Annotated in this window: 17 protein-coding genes; all 17 read right to left on the reverse strand. The window is 41.7% G+C overall.

Going from position 1 to position 14,716, the window contains the following annotated elements; translation table 11 throughout:
* Nucleotides 1-23: 23 nt before the first annotated feature.
* On the reverse strand, nucleotides 24-770 hold the full coding sequence (locus ACYQ1I_RS18130) for a flagellar motor protein MotB (RefSeq protein WP_459767860.1): 747 nt from the start codon (nucleotides 768-770) through the stop codon (nucleotides 24-26).
* Entirely contained in the window at nucleotides 763-1,554 is a 792-nt protein-coding gene (locus ACYQ1I_RS18135) for a flagellar motor protein (protein WP_459767862.1), read from the reverse strand. The genes ACYQ1I_RS18130 and ACYQ1I_RS18135 overlap by 8 nt, the downstream gene beginning before the upstream one ends.
* A 15-nt stretch (nucleotides 1,555-1,569) precedes the next feature.
* Nucleotides 1,570-1,779, reverse strand: coding sequence for a flagellar FlbD family protein (locus ACYQ1I_RS18140; RefSeq protein ID WP_459767864.1), 210 nt, complete (start codon nucleotides 1,777-1,779; stop codon nucleotides 1,570-1,572).
* Between the two features lie 61 nt (nucleotides 1,780-1,840).
* Nucleotides 1,841-3,208, reverse strand: coding sequence for a flagellar hook protein FlgE (locus tag ACYQ1I_RS18145; protein WP_459767866.1), 1,368 nt, complete (start codon nucleotides 3,206-3,208; stop codon nucleotides 1,841-1,843).
* Between the two features lie 85 nt (nucleotides 3,209-3,293).
* Nucleotides 3,294-3,680 (reverse strand): TIGR02530 family flagellar biosynthesis protein, encoded by a 387-nt coding sequence (locus tag ACYQ1I_RS18150; RefSeq protein WP_459767868.1) that lies wholly within the window; start codon nucleotides 3,678-3,680, stop codon nucleotides 3,294-3,296.
* Nucleotides 3,681-3,712: 32 nt separating this feature from the next.
* The gene (locus ACYQ1I_RS18155) at nucleotides 3,713-4,162 is read right to left on the reverse strand and encodes a flagellar hook assembly protein FlgD (protein WP_459767870.1); all 450 of its coding nucleotides are present in this window, start codon (nucleotides 4,160-4,162) and stop codon (nucleotides 3,713-3,715) included.
* A 13-nt stretch (nucleotides 4,163-4,175) separates the two neighbouring features.
* A complete protein-coding gene (locus ACYQ1I_RS18160) occupies nucleotides 4,176-5,534 on the reverse strand; it encodes a flagellar hook-length control protein FliK (RefSeq protein WP_459767872.1) in 1,359 nt (452 codons plus the stop codon).
* A 26-nt stretch (nucleotides 5,535-5,560) separates the two neighbouring features.
* A complete protein-coding gene (locus tag ACYQ1I_RS18165) occupies nucleotides 5,561-6,796 on the reverse strand; it encodes a MotE family protein (RefSeq protein ID WP_459767874.1) in 1,236 nt (411 codons plus the stop codon).
* A gap of 10 nt (nucleotides 6,797-6,806) precedes the next feature.
* Nucleotides 6,807-7,250, reverse strand: a complete 444-nt coding sequence (gene fliJ, locus ACYQ1I_RS18170; RefSeq protein ID WP_459767875.1) for a flagellar export protein FliJ — start codon at nucleotides 7,248-7,250, stop codon at nucleotides 6,807-6,809.
* A gap of 20 nt (nucleotides 7,251-7,270) precedes the next feature.
* Nucleotides 7,271-8,587 carry a flagellar protein export ATPase FliI gene (fliI, locus tag ACYQ1I_RS18175; RefSeq protein WP_459767877.1) on the reverse strand — a complete coding sequence of 439 codons (1,317 nt, stop codon included), beginning with the start codon at nucleotides 8,585-8,587 and terminating at the stop codon, nucleotides 7,271-7,273.
* 4 nt (nucleotides 8,588-8,591) lie between these two features.
* Nucleotides 8,592-9,386, reverse strand: a complete 795-nt coding sequence (locus ACYQ1I_RS18180) for a FliH/SctL family protein (RefSeq protein WP_459767879.1) — start codon at nucleotides 9,384-9,386, stop codon at nucleotides 8,592-8,594.
* Nucleotides 9,379-10,398 carry a flagellar motor switch protein FliG gene (gene fliG, locus ACYQ1I_RS18185; RefSeq protein WP_459767881.1) on the reverse strand — a complete coding sequence of 340 codons (1,020 nt, stop codon included), beginning with the start codon at nucleotides 10,396-10,398 and terminating at the stop codon, nucleotides 9,379-9,381. Before fliG ends, ACYQ1I_RS18180 begins: the two co-directional genes overlap by 8 nt.
* 10 nt (nucleotides 10,399-10,408) lie before the next feature.
* Nucleotides 10,409-11,953, reverse strand: coding sequence for a flagellar basal-body MS-ring/collar protein FliF (gene fliF / locus ACYQ1I_RS18190; protein ID WP_459767883.1), 1,545 nt, complete (start codon nucleotides 11,951-11,953; stop codon nucleotides 10,409-10,411).
* 23 nt (nucleotides 11,954-11,976) lie between these two features.
* The gene (gene fliE / locus ACYQ1I_RS18195) at nucleotides 11,977-12,273 is read right to left on the reverse strand and encodes a flagellar hook-basal body complex protein FliE (protein WP_459767885.1); all 297 of its coding nucleotides are present in this window, start codon (nucleotides 12,271-12,273) and stop codon (nucleotides 11,977-11,979) included.
* A 13-nt stretch (nucleotides 12,274-12,286) separates the two neighbouring features.
* Entirely contained in the window at nucleotides 12,287-12,730 is a 444-nt protein-coding gene (gene flgC / locus ACYQ1I_RS18200; protein ID WP_459767887.1) for a flagellar basal body rod protein FlgC, read from the reverse strand.
* A 6-nt stretch (nucleotides 12,731-12,736) separates the two neighbouring features.
* Entirely contained in the window at nucleotides 12,737-13,132 is a 396-nt protein-coding gene (gene flgB / locus ACYQ1I_RS18205) for a flagellar basal body rod protein FlgB (protein WP_459767889.1), read from the reverse strand.
* 800 nt (nucleotides 13,133-13,932) lie between these two features.
* Nucleotides 13,933-14,712, reverse strand: a complete 780-nt coding sequence (gene codY, locus ACYQ1I_RS18210) for a GTP-sensing pleiotropic transcriptional regulator CodY (protein WP_459767891.1) — start codon at nucleotides 14,710-14,712, stop codon at nucleotides 13,933-13,935.
* Nucleotides 14,713-14,716: the final 4 nt, after the last annotated feature.

Consider the following 14,716-nt stretch of genomic DNA (forward strand, 5'->3'; position numbering starts at 1 on the left):
GCTCTATCCTCCAATTAGCCAGCTTACGGCAATGAAATTGCAAGCTCTGATTTTAGTATAACAATGTCAACCCGTCTGTTTTTTGCCTTATTCTCAACTGTTTCGTTATCTGCTACGGGATGATATTCTCCATAGCCCGAGGCAGAAAAACGTCTTGGCTCTAAATTAATTTCTTCTATTAAATAGCGAACTACATTAGATGCCCTTGCCACCGACAGCTCCCAGTTGGTTTCATATCTGGAATTAGGCCTTAAGGGGTCCGTATCGGTATGTCCCTCTACCCTGACGAATTTTGACTCAAATTCAGGCTCCATTAAAAATTCTGACAGGTAATTTAAGAGCTCCTTTGAGCCAGGCTTTAATTCTGCACTGCCTGAATCAAATAAGACACTGTCTTGAAAGCGAAGAATCAAACCTCTGGTCTCGAGGGTTACCAGTACATCGTTATCCAGACCATTTGCCTCTAAAAATTCCTCGAGCTTTTCCTTTAGCTTTCTAAAATCCTCTAATTCTTCCATTTGGTTGGTGGTAAGCTCATCTGCCATCCCTTCGGAAATAAAGTCTGACATTTCAATTGTTTGTCCTGAATCTAAGACCCCCAATGCCCCCTGAAAGGATTGGATGATTGATTGAAATTTTTTGGCATCAATTGTTGAAAAGGAAAATAACAACACAAAGAAACATAATAACAGGGTAACCATATCTCCATAGGTGGTCATCCACGCTGGAGAACCTGGTGCCGGAGCTTCTTCTTTTCTTTTTCTAGCCATTTGCTTCCACGCCTTCCTGCTTGCCAGTCAGGTTTTCTCTTGATTTAGGTGGTAAGAAGGCCTTTAGCTTTTCTTCAATGATTCTTGGGTTTTCACCGGCCTGAATCGACAACAGTCCTTCTACCATAATCTCTTTTCTTAAGATCTCCTCACGGCTTCTAAGCTTTAATTTATTGGCAATGGGTAGGAAAATCAGGTTTGCCATTAATGACCCATAGAAGGTAGTGATCAAGGCCACAGCCATACTGGCGCCGATGGAAGAAGGGTCTTCAAGCTTTTTAAGCATGTTGATCAGACCAATTAGGGTACCAATCATACCAAAGGCCGGTGCGTAGGTTCCCATGGATTCAAAAATCCCCTGCCCATTTTTATGCCGCTCTTCCACAAAGGAAAGCTCCGTTTCCAATAGATTTCTAACCAGCTCTGGGTCTGTACCGTCAACGATCAGCATAACCCCTTTTTGTAAAAAGCTGTCGCCAATGCTGTCGGATGCCTCTTCAAGGGCCAGCAGCCCTTCCTTTCTGGCTATATTGGCCAAGCCGATGATCTTATTGATAATCTCTCCGGGTTCCACCTGTTTGTTGCTGAAGGCCTTTGACACAATCTTCATGGCCTCTAATACCTTCTGTAGGGGATAGGAAACAAATGTGGCAGCAATTGTTCCCCCTAAAACGATTTGGATGGATGCGATGTTAAAGTACGTTGGTAAATCACCATCGGCTAAAATTCCAAGTATTACGAATACCATCCCTACAATTATCCCTATTATTGTTGATATATCCAAGATTACACCCCATTTCTACGGTTCCATTCGGTTTAGCAGGAAACCTTTAAATAATTTTTGTTTATATGTAATGACTTTTTCAATTATTTCATCGGCACTGTCTGCAACCACCATTTTATGCCCATTGGTCAAGGTTATGATTGTGTCGGGGGTCTCTTCGACCATTTCAATTAATTCAGCGTTTATCACGATATCCGTGGCATTTAATCGCTTTAATTTAATCATCCTAACCATCCTTTATTAGGCCCTGGGTGCCGAAGCACCCAGACCCTGTCATTTATTCATACTATCGCTTCATATTCACTACTTCCTGAAGCATTTCATCACTGGTGGTAATGATTCTTGAGTTTGCCTGGAAGCCCCTTTGGGTTGTAATCATATAGGTAAACTCCTTAGACAAATCTACATTGGACATTTCCAAAGCCCCTGGGTTAAGATTTCCAAAGCCCCCTGACCCTGGTACTCCGATGATGGCCTGACCTGAATTGGAAGTACTTCGATATAGGTTTCCTCCTGTTTTTTCAAGGCCGGCAGGGTTTTTAAAGTTGGCCATTGCAATTTGTCCCAACACTCTTTTTTGTCCATTATCAAAGACCCCAACAATTTCACCGGTGGCAGCAATCGTAAAGTCCTCTAACGTTCCCTGCTTATAGCCATCGATATGCTGGGCTGAAGCAGTGGATTTATTGGCTGCCATTTTGAGCTTGCTAAAGTCGACATCGAAGCTAAATTCCCCGGCTCCATTTGTAAAGCCTGCCCCTATAGTAATATTCATACTGTCGGCACTTGTATCTAATAGTCTTCCATTAGTACCAAATACCAAGTTAACATCTCCTGCTGCAGTTGACATGCTGCCATCCTTATCTACATAGAATGTGGCTACTGTGTACGTTGTTTCTCCAGTTTTAATATAAGCCTGTTTAATCTGGTGAACACCACCAAGACTATCGTAAACCTGATAGGTTGTTTCCCTTGCAATGGCATCTTCAAAGTCGGGATTCACCTCATAAACCACAGCGCCTCCTCCACTGGGATGTGGCTTTTGTACATACACATGATTACCGTCTCCTACAGTTCCAGTAGGCTGTGGATCGAATTGATCAGTTCTCTTTGTTTCGCTATCTAAATTCCCTTCAAAAGTTACCTCTGTAGTCACTTGAGGATCAAAGGTAGTGGATTTAGAAATAATCAGGCCCCCAAGGGTAGATTGTACCACTCCATTCTCATCGGCCATGTAACCCAGTACCCGGTAGCCCTCGGCGGTGACCAGATTGCCGGCCTCGTCGATGGCAAAGTTACCAGCCCTTGTATAGCTGTGATTTAAGAAATTGGCATCGTCGGCAACAATAAAGAAGCCTTCGCCATTGATCATTAAATCGGTGTTATAGTCGGTTCTTTCAACGGCCCCCCGAATATGGAAGGTATCCATTGAAGAAACATCGATTCCCAGACCAATTTGCTGGGGGTTGGTTCCGCCACGGCCGTCCTGGGGCGAGCCTGCTCCCTTTATGGTTTGGCTGAATACCTCCTGAAAGGTTACCCGGGAGCCCTTAAAGCCTACAGTATTGACATTGGCGATATTGTTACCAATTACATCCATTCGGGTCTGATGGGCCCTTAGGCCAGAGACTGCCGAAAACATTGATCTCATCATAGTTAAATTGACCTCCTTTTATTCTAAACCGGTGCATCCATCCCATCGATCGGTCAAGGATGGTAAGCCTCCTGGATTGGTCCGGCTATACGATTACTGCACCGTCGATATTAGTGAATACATTGTCCTTTAGCTGTTCCTCCAGGGCAGCGGTGATAACTGTTTTATTGTTGACACTGGCCACAAAGATTCTATTATCCATCATAATCAAGGTTTCCTTGATTCCCTTTCGGGAGGCCATTTCTAAGCCTTGATTCAATCGGGCAAGGTCTTGGGGTGTCAGCTGAATGTTTCTTTTTTCTAACCGCTCCATGGCATGCTTGGAAAATTTCAGCGTTTGACTTTGGTTGATTTGCTGCTTTAATAACTGGTCAAAGCTGATATTGGAATGACTCTGATAGTTCTGTTTTGCCTGGGTCCGCTGGGATTGCTGCTGTAAAGGATTGATTTTTATATTAATAGGTTGATACATCCTCGTTCCTCCTAGCACCCGGTTTAAAGCCTCTATTCTTCGGAATCGTCATTTACCGGTGGTGTTTCATTAGAATCATCCACCTCATCGGTTTCTTTCGGTTCTTCAGGAATTTCTATTCCCTGACTTTCAGCCATCAGCTTGAGGATTTTACTCATCTGATCTAGGCTCTTGGAAATGGTGGTTTGACTCTTCACCAGGTTATTGTTCATTTGGGTAATGTGATCCATGATACCCATTTGAGTGGTGTTTAGATTTTCGTTAAGGTTTTGCATTTGTTCCAATGCACTGAACTGAGCCATTTGAGATATAAATTCCCGGTCATCCATTGGATTTAACGGATCTTGATTTTGCATTTGTGTAACTAACAATTTGATAAAGGTATCTTTATTAATACCTGAGTCAAACTCTTTTTCCTTTGGTTCATAGGTACGATACCCTCCCGGGAGCACCTCGATATCATTGATTGCATTACTGGCCATTACGATAACCTCCTTAGGCTAAGCCATCAAAGTTTGATTCAATTACATAGGGGTTCAAGGGTTGACTTGATTCTTGGTACATTACCCCCATTACCCTTTGATTGATTCGTTCATTGGTTAAGCGCTTCAGCTTGCTCTGATGCTGGTAATAGGTCTGTTGTCTGTGGAAATCATGGGGATCCTGCCCTACAGAGACCTCCAAGCTTGATACGTTGATTCCCTTTTCTCCAAGATTAATTCTTAATTGGTTCAGGTTGTTGTCAATCAATTCCTTTACCTGTAGGTTCTCTGCATAGACCTTGGCTGACATGGAACCCTTTTCCATGGAGATTTTAACAAAGACACTGCCCAAATTTTCCGGCATCAGCTGGAGCTTAATTTCACTCTTGCCTTCCTTAAGGCTGATTTCAGCTCGATTGACAATTTGTTCGATAATCTCCCGGGCTTCAATTTGTACATTTTCACCTTTGATTTCATCAAGGGCCGCTTCTGCCTTGGCACCTAGGTTAACCTGAGCTGTTCCATGAAGGTTCTGGTTTACCTCCTTTAGCTCGGGGGCTTCCTCCAGCATCCCTTTGGCAATGGATTCCTCTGAATTTTTAGCGGTATTTTTTTCAGAGGCTGCTGCTACAGGCTCCTCAACGGGTGCCGTTTCTTGGGTAAAGGTCTGCTCTGGCAGGGCTGAATCGGATTGTACCTTATCAGCAACATCAGCAATCAGATTCTCCTGACCCTTTTGAGTCTGAGCCTCAACAGTAATTCTGGCCTTTTCATCAACAGGAACATTTTCATCCAAGGCAATTTTTAACTCCTTCATGAAGGCCTTAGCCTCCTCTTCCCCCATTACTTCTAGGCCCAGCTGATTTAAAAGCTCCATTGTCTGGATATGCTCCTCAGGTAGGTCTGCTGCCAACAGCTGATTTAAACTTTCCAGCAGCCCTTCCAGGCTTGTTGTCCCTTCAAGATCAGCTGCCAATAGCTGCCCGGTGATTTCTTCTGCCAGGGCCTTTGTCTCTGGGTTTTGAGCCAGCTGCTGCAGCATTTGAATAACTTCCTGGGTCAACAATTGTATTGCTGATTCCGATACAGTCGATTCATCCTGATTTTCCTCATCGGCTAAAGGTGTCTCTGCTTCAAGCTCCTTAGCTTCTGATGTCTCCTGTTTAGCAGCAGTTTTTTGAGTTGTGGCTTTTTGTTCTTCAACGCTTCTTTCCTGGGGCTGTCCTTGGGTAGCCTTGTTTCCACGGACTTCCTTGAGCTTGTTTCCCATGACCTCGGCAAAGCTTTTTCCTGCTCCAGCATTACCGACTTTTGGTTGTTGCGCCCGATTCTGAAGACTGACCTCTAAATTTTGCATTAATCCTTCTATCATCTTTTCACCTCCTTTCATGGTTCCGTTTAATTAGCCATCATTTTACTGGAAAGCTCCACAGCCCTGGCTGTATCCATTTGCTCCATGACTTTTGCCACCAGGGTTGGTTTCAGTTGTTTAAAGACATCAATCAACAGCTCCTCCTGGGTAAAGATCAGCTCTTGTCCGTCGTCTAGCTGATGACGTTGATAAACCTGATTTCCCTTTAGCATTTGGTCTGCCATGGCCGCCAGCTCCTGAACTGTCATTTTTTGATAGACCTGAGCCAGCTCATCAATATTGCTGTTATATTTTTGATAAATTTGAACCGTCGCTGCTAGATTTTTTGAAAAGCTGTTATTTTCCCGATTAAGCCTTTCAAGCTCGGTTATACTTTCATACAGACTATTAATAAATTCCGGATCATTCACCCGGGCCAATACGCTACCGCCGGTTTTAAGTGACAAATTTCGGTAGATAATGGCTAAATCCTCTTGTGTATACTGCTCATTATTTCCGATTTCTGAAAGAAGCTCGTCAATTTGCTTGTTCTCCAGTATCTGTGCTGTTTCTATCATTTGGTTGGTTCTAAGCCTGATTCCTTCAATTCGCTTGTCTAGTTCGTTTTTAGTGCTGTTTGACAGCCTGAACCTGATTTTTTGCTGAAGATCATGATCTAAATAGGTTAGATATTTTGCACTGATATCCAGGGGAAGCTTCTCAAAGACCTGAGGCAATTGCTCCAGGGTTAACTCCCCGGCCTGAAAGGTCCTTTCAATTTCTCCAATGGCATTACTAACCTTTAGGGAAGTATAATACCTCACAAGTTCATCAGCAGTGGTCTGAGTTTCAATGTCAATTTCTTCTAATATTCGTTGAAGTGTATTGCTATTTAATTCATTTCTCCTAATGACTTCCCTTACTCTTGCCATTTTAGTGGAATTTTCCCGGTTTAAAAGGATAATCATATCATTGTATAATTGAGTATCCTCATTTTTAATTAGCAGGAGCTTGTCCACCAACCGATCATCATCATAGTTGATATAGTGCTTTGCTATTAATCGGTTAATTTCTTCCTTTTCTTCTTTGGTGGGTTGGCTGGCAAAATAGCTCCCTGCCCTGCCAGGCAAAACGGCAGAAAGAAATTCATTAGCCTTATACCGAAAGCTTTGACTAGAATAATATGTAATGGCTGCGGTAAGTAAGGGAACCATTAAAAAGGCGCTGACTACAATGAGTACTGGCTTTACTATACTTGGTTTTCTTTCCTTGGCAATGGTCATCTTGTCCTCCTTATTTGCAAGCAGTTTTGAAGGAAACAAGTTGATCTACGAAGGCTTCCTCTTCTTTTTGCTGCATGTAGTTATAATTTTCATATTCCTTATCCTTTAGCAGGTCATAGATTTTGGTCTGCTTTTTGGCCTCTATCAACAGCTTTCTGGTATGATCCACTTGATTCTCACACTTACTGACGGCTACCTTCTGTTGATTGATCAGCTGATCAACAAATTGAAGCTTTGTGGCATAAAATTGCAGATCCTTAACCTTCAGCACCCCCTGGGTTTTTTCCTGTATTTGACTGGCTACATCGTGCTTACGGTGATATAGCTCATATAAGGCTGCCTCTTCTTCCTTTAGTCTTTTGGCTGCCATGCCTAATTCAGTTTTTTTAGCCTCTTCTTCCTTTTCCTTGAGATTTAGGATTGGCTCGAAGCGAAATGTGAATTTACTCGCCATACAAATCCCCCTCCATATCGCTAGTTCTCTAATATCCTTTTCAGATATTCCACTGTCGAATCAAAATTGGCCTCTTCGTTGGTTTTTTGCTTTAAAAACTGATTAATTTCTTCTATTTTACTAATGGCATAGTCTACACGAGGATTGGCTCCCTTTACATAGGCTCCGATATTGATCAAATCCTCCGATTCCCGATAAACTGCCAGCAGTTCCTTTAACTGATTAGCCACCGTCAGATGCTGGTCATTGACAATACTTGGCATCACCCGACTGATACTGGCCAGTATATCGATGGCAGGATAATGGTTCTTGTTGGCAAGCTTACGGGAAAGAACAATGTGACCATCAAGAATTCCTCTAACGGCATCGGCAATGGGTTCATTCATATCATCGCCATCTACCAATACTGTATAAAGGCCTGTTATGGCACCTTTATCTGAGGTTCCTGAGCGCTCCAGAAGTCTTGGCAAAACGGCAAAGACCGACGGTGTATAGCCTTTGGTAACCGGCGGCTCACCAATGGCCAGCCCCACCTCTCTTTGGGCCATGGAAAAACGTGTCAGGGAATCCATCAACAGCATTACATTTTTTCCTTGATCCCGAAAATATTCTGCTATGGAGGTGGCCAACAGGGCGCCCTTCATTCTGATTAAGGGTGGTTGATCCGAGGTGGCAACCACCACCACCGAACGCTTTAGGCCTTCCTCCTGCAGATCAGTTTCAATAAATTCCTTAACCTCTCTGCCCCGCTCTCCAATTAGTGCGATTACATTGACATCGGCCTGGGTATTCCGGGCAATCATACCCAACAGTGTACTTTTTCCCACCCCACTGCCGGCAAAGATTCCGATTCTTTGTCCATTTCCACAGGTTAGAAGTCCATCAATGGCTCTAATCCCCAAAGAAAGGGGTTCTCTTATTTTAGTTCGAGTTAAGGGGTTGGGGGGATTCCCCATGACCGGATAGGTCCTTGCTTCATTCAGTGGGCCTTTACCATCAATTGGATTTCCAAGACCATCCAATATTCTCCCCAGCAGACCTTCCCCTACCTTTACCGACAGGGATCTTCCGGTAGCTTCCACTTTGCTGCCGGGCCCAATGCCTTCCATTTCTCCCAGGGGCATCAGAAGGACCTGCTTTTCTTTAAAGCCTACCACCTCTGCCAAAACCGGAGCAGCAGCCTTTAGACCATCAATTTTACATACTTCGCCTATTTTCACTGCCGGCCCCATTGATTCAATGGTCAAGCCGATTACCTGGGTAACCCTTCCGTTATATTTAATTAAGTCAACCTGCTTTAGCACATCAATATACTTATCTAGCTGTATGGTTTTCATAGCCTCACTCACTTTTTAAAAGCTCATCAAAGAGTTTTTCTATGGTTTGAATTTGGGTATCAATGCTTGAATCAATTGTTCCCGAAAGGGTTTCTATCAAGACACTCCCCTTCGATAGGGCCGGGTCGCATTTGATGATCAGGCTTTCTATTCCCTGGGTCATCATATAGATTTTATTTTTGGCACCATTAACAACCTCATAGTCTGCTTCACTTACTTTAATCACAAGGGATTCGGCAAAGGTGCATTTTTCAATTCCTGCCTCGATCAGATTCAGCAGCAGCTCGTGATTTTGATCAATTTCATGGTACAGCACCTTTTTTATGCTTTGCATCACAAGGGAAATCAGGCTTTCTTCCAGATTTTTTGCAACGACCTTTTTTTCTTCAATGGTCTGCTTTTTAATCTCGGCAGATTCCGCTATAATCGCCTCAACCTCCCGATATCCTGCTTCTTTTCCTTCTGTCAGCCCCTCTTGAAAGCCCTTCTGACGAGCCTCCTCAAGTACTTTTTTACTGTCCTCGTAGGCCTCATCTATAATGCTTTGGGCTTCTTCCCTTGCCTGCTGAAGGATTTCATCCCGTTCAGCCTCGGCCCTTTCAATCATTACCCTGGCCTCTTCACGAAGGGCCTCAATGTCAACCTCATGATCTTCCGCTTCTTCCGATTCTACCGTTTCCTCCTGGGCCGAATTCATTTCACCCTTAATAACTTTAACGGGCTCAACCAGCTCAACAACCAATTCCTTTTTTTCTCCTAATACTACATCGGTAGATTTGTACACATTAAGCTTAGACAATGATTTCATCTCCTCCACCACGGGCAATGATTATTTCACCGGCTTCTTCTAATTTACGAATGACATTAACAATTTTTTGCTGTGCTTCTTCTACATCCCTTAAACGTACAGGACCCATGAAGTCCATATCTTCCTTAATCATTTCGGCCATACGCTTAGACATATTACTGTAGATAACACCGGAAACCTCCTCTGTGGCTCCCTTCAATGCAACAGCCAGCTCTTTGTTGTCAATTTCACGGATAAACCGTTGAATAGAGGTACTGTCAAGACTGATAATATCTTCAAAGACAAACATTCTCTTACGAATTTCTTCTGCTAATTCTGCATCATCCACTTCAAGGGTATCCATAATATTTTTCTCTGTTCCTCGGTCTACAGCATTTAAAATATCAACAATGGATTGAATGCCCCCTGCTGAGGTGTAATCCTGACTCACTAAGGATGACAGCTTTCTCTCCAATACCAGCTCCACCTCTTTGATGATTTCCGGCGAGGTCCGATCCATCATGGCAATTCTTTGGGCCACCTCGGATTGCTTTATTTGAGGCAGTGCCGACAAAATTTGAGCTGCCTGATTTGAGGGCAGGTAGGACAGTATTAATGCAATGGTTTGTGGATGTTCATTTTGTATAAAGTTAAGCAATTGACTTGGATCAGCCTTTCTGGCAAAATCGAAGGGCTTCACCTGTAGGGAGGCGGTCAGCTTATTGATAATATCCATAGCCTTTTGGGAGCCCAGAGCCTTCTCCAGTACATCCTTGGCATAATTGATGCCACCCTCTGAAATATATTCCTGAGCAATGCATATTTCATAAAATTCGTCCAGTATCTTTTCCTTTTCAGCAGGAGAAACCTTACGCATATTGGCGATTTCCAGGGTTAACTCTTCAATTTCTTCATCATTCAGATGCTTAAATATCTGAGCAGAGTATTCCGGCCCAAGGCTGATCAAGAGCACCGCTGCCTTTTCCCTGCCTGTCATTTCTCCTTTTCCACTCTTTCTACTCATCCTTTCACCCCTAATCCTCACTTAACCAGTTTCTAAGCAATTGCGCCACAGCCTCTGGTTTTTTATTCACTAATTTTTCGATTTGCTGTTTCACCTGAGAACCAGACAGCTCTAAATCTAATTCTTCCATTTGCTCCTGTGGGATCACCTCTCGTAGGGATGCTGCATTATCACGATTTCGTTTCTTCACCTGGGTATAGGCAAAATAGGCCGCCGCCAGTACAAAGGCTGCTACGATTCCCCATAACCATAGAGGAACACCTCCAGTGACACCTGATGAATCTCCCATAGCTTCCCTCAGCTGATCCTCTAAAGAGTTGCTGAATTCTTGCACGCCGATCTGAACTACCCTTGTATCAAGACCAGCCGCAGCAGATACAATATTTTGTAATTCTCGTTTTTCTTCATCACTTAATTCTCCATTGTTGATGGCCTGGCTATTAATGTAGACTGCTACGGTGATATCCTTTACTTGCCCCTGGGCCTTCACAATCTGTTTTCTTAGTTCATTAATTTCATAATTAATAGTTCGATTTGCCTCTGTATACTGAGAAGCATTTTCATCATATTGAGTATACTGGGTAATGTCTGTCGTATTGGAATCGGTTCCGGGGATTCCGCCGGTACCACCATTGACTACATTTTGATGCAGCTCCTGCATGCTTCGAACAATACCCTCTGTTTCTCCATCTATTGGTGGTGCAAACTCCTTTATTTCTGTTACTTCACTGTCGAAATCCAACCGTACGTTGGCCATGACCACAACATTCCCATAGCCATACACAGTTGAAAGGAAATCGGTGATACTTTTTTCAAGATTTTTTGTGATGGTTTGATTCATATTCAGTTGGTCTGTCAGCCCCACAAGCTCACTTTCCTGATTGGTAGAATTTAAAATTCTCCCATCACTGCCATGGATCGTAACATTCTCAGGCGCCAAATCCTGTACTGCATTGGCTACTAAAACTGCGATGCCGTTAATACTATTTTCATCAAGGACTGCATAGGGTTCTACGTCCAGAAATACAGAGGCCTTTGAGCTTCGATCATCATTGCCAAGAATAAAACCTGTTTTTTCTGGTATTGACAAGTTCACCACAGCCTTGCGAATGCCTGGAATTACTTCTATGGTGCTGGCCAAATAATTTTGCTGAGCATATAAGAACCGTTGTGCTCTTTCTTCGCTGGTCATCATAAAAGAATTTCCTGAAAAGGCATCTTCATAGGAAAACCTGGCTGCCGGCAGCCCCTGGGTTGCCACTACAATTTGAGCCTGTTTTTCATCCTTGGCCGATACTAAAATGGTACCGCTGCTATCGCCTATCTTAGCCTTAATATTATTGCTTTCCAGTATATTCAATACCTCGCCCGCTTGCTTGGCCTCTAAATCATTGTAAAGTGTGACATATTCGGTTCTAGTAAAGTAATAGATGAGTCCAGTCAGTGCGATTAATATGAAAATGCTGGATAAAGCAATTTGTATTTTTTGCTTCTTTTCTAACTTATGTAAAAAATCATTCAACTGTCCTCGTATTTTCTCTAGTGCCTCGGCCATTGGTTCACCTCATTTCTGCTATATTATATCTGCATTCTAGTGATTTCACGATAGGCTTCTAAAACCTTATTTCTGATTTGAATCAAATAATTCAGTGAAATCTCCGCCTTACTGGCAGCCAACGTAGCCTCGTGAATATTGTCCAACTGACCAGAAGCTAGCCTTACTGAATAATCTTCACTAATTTTTTCTAGTTGATCTACATTTGTCATTGCCGCCTGAAGTATTTCCTGAAAGGAGCCTTGTTGCTCTTTTGGTGCTTCAAACAGCCCTAAGCCTTGATTCAGTTTGTCAACTGAATAATTTACATTGATCTTCATTTTTTAACCCCCACTATTTTCCCAATTCTAAGGCCTTCATTGCCATACCTTTTGTTGCATTTAAAGCTGTGATATTGGCTTCATAGCCCCTTGAAGCGGCAATCATATTTGCCATTTCCGTAACGATATCTACGTTTGGCATCAATACATAACCATCTTGGTCTGCATCGGGATGCCCGGGATCGTACACCCTTTTAAATTCGGAATTGTCATTTTGAATTCCCACCACTTCTACCCCAGTGAGCCTTGCACCTGACTTTCCCGCACCCTTTAGGTACTGAGAAAAGGGAGTATTGTCATCCTTGGTTTTAAATACAACCACCTGGCGTCTATAGGGTCCTCCATTGCTTGTTCTTGTGGTTTGAGCATTGGCCATATTCTTTGAAATAGTATCCATTCTAAGTCTTTCTGCGGTTAAGCCCGTTGCACTGACGTTTAAAGCGTTAAATATTGACATAAGCTATCACTTCCCTTCATTTATTGCAAGTCTTAATCTTCTAAAATGGCTATTCATTTGATCTAATAAGGTATAGTATGTAATGGTGTTCTTTGCTTCCTCGGCCATTTCTACATCGACATCCACATTGTTGCCATCTAGGCGGGTACTGTACTTGTCCAGGGTCACAACCTTATGGTTTAATTGATCAATATTAGTAAAGCCAATTGGAATATGATTATCGTGGGTTACGACTCCCGGCAGCTTATCCTTTGTGAGAAAATCCTTCAGAAGTGTTTCAAACTCTACTTCAGACCTTTTAAAATTTGGTGTCTGGGCATTGGCCATGTTATTGGCAATCACTTCATTTCTTTTCCATGATGCATCCAATGCCTTATCAAGTAAGTCAATCTTGTTAAACATCCCCTAACCTCCTTTAGTTATTCACATAGTTTAATATAATGTGTTAAATTGATTTACATTATTTTTTTGTACTCCCTAAATTTTTACAAGGTTTCGTATATATATTCGTCATTTTCTATAATTTGATAAATCTTTTGGATTTCCTCTTTTTTTTTTCATTTTTCTACAACCAGGACCCTCGTACTAGAAAAAAAATTCACATATAAATTTCAAATGTTCGACTAGAGTGTTTTGCTTTTTCGACAGATTTCTTCTTTTCCTTGCATTTCCTTTATAACCCCATTCTCTTACCCTAAACAATTTTATTTTTATATGCTTTTTTGATCATGATCAATCGATTCCTTACTACTTTTCTCATAACACTTTTTTTACAATAAGTTAACAATCAATAATTTTAATGGGTTATTTTCCTTTATACAATTGTCCAAATTTTTACAATCGATTTTAAACAAATTATTTCTTAATAATTAATCTTGTTTTCTCTCCATTTACCCATCCCTTCCAATATTAAGCAATGAAAATTTTGGTATTATTCCCTTTTCTTACGGGTTATGCAATAATATAGTTTATTATAAACTACTTTACATGAACTGACTATAGGACAATTGATATTTTTCAACATATTTAGCGCTTATCCGACTATATTCCTAGGGTTTTATCGACCTAACTAGGAACGCAGAAATAATGTTAACATAATATTAACAAGGGTAATTCTTTTTTGGAGGCAATAAAAAAAGTCATTGACCTTAATATCAATGACTTTCTGATGAAAACAACTTATATCAATACTTACAGCAGTTTTACTTTTTAATCTTTCTTAATTCCTCCAATAATCTATCATTAAGTATTTTAATATGAGTTCCCTTCATACCCAATGATCGAGATTCTATTACACCAGCGCTTTCAAATTTTCTGAGGGCATTAACAATGACAGATCTGGTTATCCCAACTCGGTCAGCAATTTTACTGGCCACCAATAATCCTTCATTTCCATTCAGCTCATTAAAAATATGCTCTACTGCCTCTAGCTCTGAATAGGACAGGGTACCAATTGCCATCTGTACAACCGCCTTTTTTCTTGCCTCTTCTTCGATTTCTTCCGTTTTAGCCCTTAAAATTTCCAGGCCAACCACTGTAGCACTATATTCCACCATAACCAAATCTTCATCAACAAATTGATTATCGTGTCTTGCCAAGACAAGGGTTCCTATTCTTTTCCCGCTTCCATTAATCGGCACAATGGTAACCAATTTGTTGTAGCTGAGAACATCGTATTTAAAAATTTTCAGCAGCTCATCCTCTGTGATATTTGATTTGGTTTCCGTTATCCTTAATAATTGCTCATTATACTCCTCTGGAAAATGCTTTTCTCCAGTCTTTTCATCAATCACAACGGGAACATCAGAAGTATCTGTCAGACTTACCCCCAATACCTTTCCCCTTGAACTGGCTACATAAACATTGGCATCTAATATTTCACTCAATATACGGCATAATTCATTAAAAGAAATGGAATGATCTCCAGACTGTTGTAGTATTCTATTAATCCTTCTGGTTTTTTCCAACAAAGCACTTGACATTTTA

This window comes from Alkaliphilus crotonatoxidans (assembly GCF_054658015.1).

Coding starts and splice junctions, on each gene's coding strand:
- ACYQ1I_RS18140 (WP_459767864.1), bottom strand. CDS start 1,779: ATGATTAAATTAAAGCGATTAAATGCCACGGATATCGTGATAAACGCT.
- ACYQ1I_RS18155 (WP_459767870.1), bottom strand. CDS start 4,162: ATGGCCAGTAATGCAATCAATGATATCGAGGTGCTCCCGGGAGGGTAT.
- codY (WP_459767891.1), bottom strand. CDS start 14,712: ATGTCAAGTGCTTTGTTGGAAAAAACCAGAAGGATTAATAGAATACTA.
- fliJ (WP_459767875.1), bottom strand. CDS start 7,250: ATGGCGAGTAAATTCACATTTCGCTTCGAGCCAATCCTAAATCTCAAG.
- flgB (WP_459767889.1), bottom strand. CDS start 13,132: ATGTTTAACAAGATTGACTTACTTGATAAGGCATTGGATGCATCATGG.
- ACYQ1I_RS18160 (WP_459767872.1), bottom strand. CDS start 5,534: ATGATAGAAGGATTAATGCAAAATTTAGAGGTCAGTCTTCAGAATCGG.
- ACYQ1I_RS18165 (WP_459767874.1), bottom strand. CDS start 6,796: ATGACCATTGCCAAGGAAAGAAAACCAAGTATAGTAAAGCCAGTACTC.
- ACYQ1I_RS18150 (WP_459767868.1), bottom strand. CDS start 3,680: ATGTATCAACCTATTAATATAAAAATCAATCCTTTACAGCAGCAATCC.
- ACYQ1I_RS18145 (WP_459767866.1), bottom strand. CDS start 3,208: ATGATGAGATCAATGTTTTCGGCAGTCTCTGGCCTAAGGGCCCATCAG.
- fliG (WP_459767881.1), bottom strand. CDS start 10,398: ATGAGTAGAAAGAGTGGAAAAGGAGAAATGACAGGCAGGGAAAAGGCA.
- fliI (WP_459767877.1), bottom strand. CDS start 8,587: ATGAAAACCATACAGCTAGATAAGTATATTGATGTGCTAAAGCAGGTT.
- flgC (WP_459767887.1), bottom strand. CDS start 12,730: ATGTCAATATTTAACGCTTTAAACGTCAGTGCAACGGGCTTAACCGCA.
- ACYQ1I_RS18130 (WP_459767860.1), bottom strand. CDS start 770: ATGGCTAGAAAAAGAAAAGAAGAAGCTCCGGCACCAGGTTCTCCAGCG.
- fliE (WP_459767885.1), bottom strand. CDS start 12,273: ATGAAGATCAATGTAAATTATTCAGTTGACAAACTGAATCAAGGCTTA.
- fliF (WP_459767883.1), bottom strand. CDS start 11,953: ATGGCCGAGGCACTAGAGAAAATACGAGGACAGTTGAATGATTTTTTA.